Origin of the sequence: Dysosmobacter sp. HCP28S3_G4, from assembly GCF_052065175.1 — a bacterium.
GTDB lineage: Bacteria > Bacillota > Clostridia > Oscillospirales > Oscillospiraceae > Oscillibacter.
This window is the reverse complement of sequence record NZ_JBQHUP010000100.1, coordinates 1-1,483: the sequence shown is the minus strand read 5'-3', so window position 1 is coordinate 1,483 and position 1,483 is coordinate 1. Positions and strand designations below refer to the sequence as shown.

Sequence of the window (1,483 nt, the reverse complement as noted above, 5' to 3'; positions counted from 1 at the left end):
TTGACATGCCCACGATCTACTGTTATTTTGAAAACAAGGCGGCAGCAGCTTGCACCACTTCCACCTTGAATATATTTTGCTCTATTTGCACCGCATTTCGGCGTTTACACAAAATTTGGGACAGACCCCATTTCCTATTTTCGATTCTATTTTCCCGAATATGTGCTGAAAACCCGGTTGCCGCCTAATTGCGCAACCGGGTTTCTCGACAGCCTGAGAGGACGCCCTCGGGCGTCCTCTTTCTTCCTGTCCGTTTCCGGTTCTGCCAAGCCCCCGTCCGTCATATGGATAGGACGAGGTGAAGCATTATGAAGGACCATTTTAACCGGTTCGCCGTCCGTTTTCTGACCACGCTGCTGCTGGGCCTCCTGGCCTTATTGCTCCATCCCTGGGCCGGAAACCCGGTCCTGGGCATCTTTCTGCCTCGGTACAGCGCCCCCTGGGAGCTGAGCAAGCTGGCCTACTGGCCCATGCTGGCGGCGCTGGTGCTGACGGGCCATCTCTCCGGCGGCGCGAAGCGGACGCTGGCGGAGGCGCTGCCCGCCGTGACCCTGACGGCCCCGGCGCTGTTTCTGATCTACTGGGCAGTGTCGGCCCTGGAGCCCGCCTGGGGCGTCTACCTGATGCTGTGGGTGGCGGCGGCCGCCGCGGGGACGGCGCTGTCCGGAAAACGGGGCAAAAGCAGCATCTGGCTGATCCTGGCGGCGGCCCTGGGGGTACTCTATATCGTCTTCACCCTCTGCCCGCCCGGCTTCGGTCCCTTCCTGGACCCGCATGATGCAGCGGCCATGGCCACCATTCCCTGCTGAAATTGTCTGATTTTCCGATTTACATTGGAGGAATGGTGTGGTAAAATACGGTTTATTGTGATTTTCCGCCGTTTTTCAGTCTCACAGGCGGAACTGCCAAGGAGGAAACGACGATGAACGCGATCGTTACAGTGATCGGCGACGACAAGGTGGGCATCATTGCCTCTGTCTGCACGCTGCTGGCCCAGAACAATGTGAACATTCTGGACATCACCCAGACCATTCTCCAGGGGAAATTCACCATGGTCATGGCCGTGGACATCTCCAAAGCCGGCATCCCCCTGACGGAGCTGGCAGAGCGCCTGTCCGAGCTGGGCAAGACCCTGGGCATCTCCATCCGCATCCAGCGGGAGGAAATCTTCAACGCGATGCACCGCATTTAATGTAGGAGGGGAGCAGGCTCCCCTCCTAACCACCCCACCACCAGTCTGCGGACTGGTGTCGCCGCCCCCGGCGGCTGGGGTCTCGGTATTTTTCCGACGTACAGGCCGCCGGAAAAATGATTCCGGCGGATTCTTTTGCCCTTCGGGCAAAAGAACCGGGAACCTGCGGTTCCCTGGCCCCTCCCTTCTTCTTTTGCCCCCTGGCAAAAGAACCGGGGGGGGGCGGGGGGGGGGGGGGCGCCGCGCGCCGGGCCCGGGGGGGGGGGGTGGGGGGTGGGGGGGGGGGGGGGG

General features: G+C 61.0%; 2 protein-coding genes. Both read left to right on the top strand.

Annotated features, from left to right (window positions below):
* The first annotated feature begins 308 nt into the window (after positions 1-308).
* Complete coding sequence (locus ACTNBU_RS12565; protein ID WP_441034440.1) at positions 309-809, top strand: hypothetical protein; 501 nt, start codon at positions 309-311, stop codon at positions 807-809.
* Positions 810-922: 113 nt separating this feature from the next.
* Positions 923-1,192 carry an ACT domain-containing protein gene (locus tag ACTNBU_RS12560; protein ID WP_441034438.1) on the top strand — a complete coding sequence of 90 codons (270 nt, stop codon included), beginning with the start codon at positions 923-925 and terminating at the stop codon, positions 1,190-1,192.
* The last annotated feature ends 291 nt before the right edge of the window (positions 1,193-1,483 follow it).

Bases quoted from the DNA above. Each gene is read 5' to 3' on its own strand.
- ACTNBU_RS12565 (WP_441034440.1), top strand. From the start codon at position 309: ATGAAGGACCATTTTAACCGGTTCGCCGTCCGTTTTCTGACCACGCTG.
- ACTNBU_RS12560 (WP_441034438.1), top strand. From the start codon at position 923: ATGAACGCGATCGTTACAGTGATCGGCGACGACAAGGTGGGCATCATT.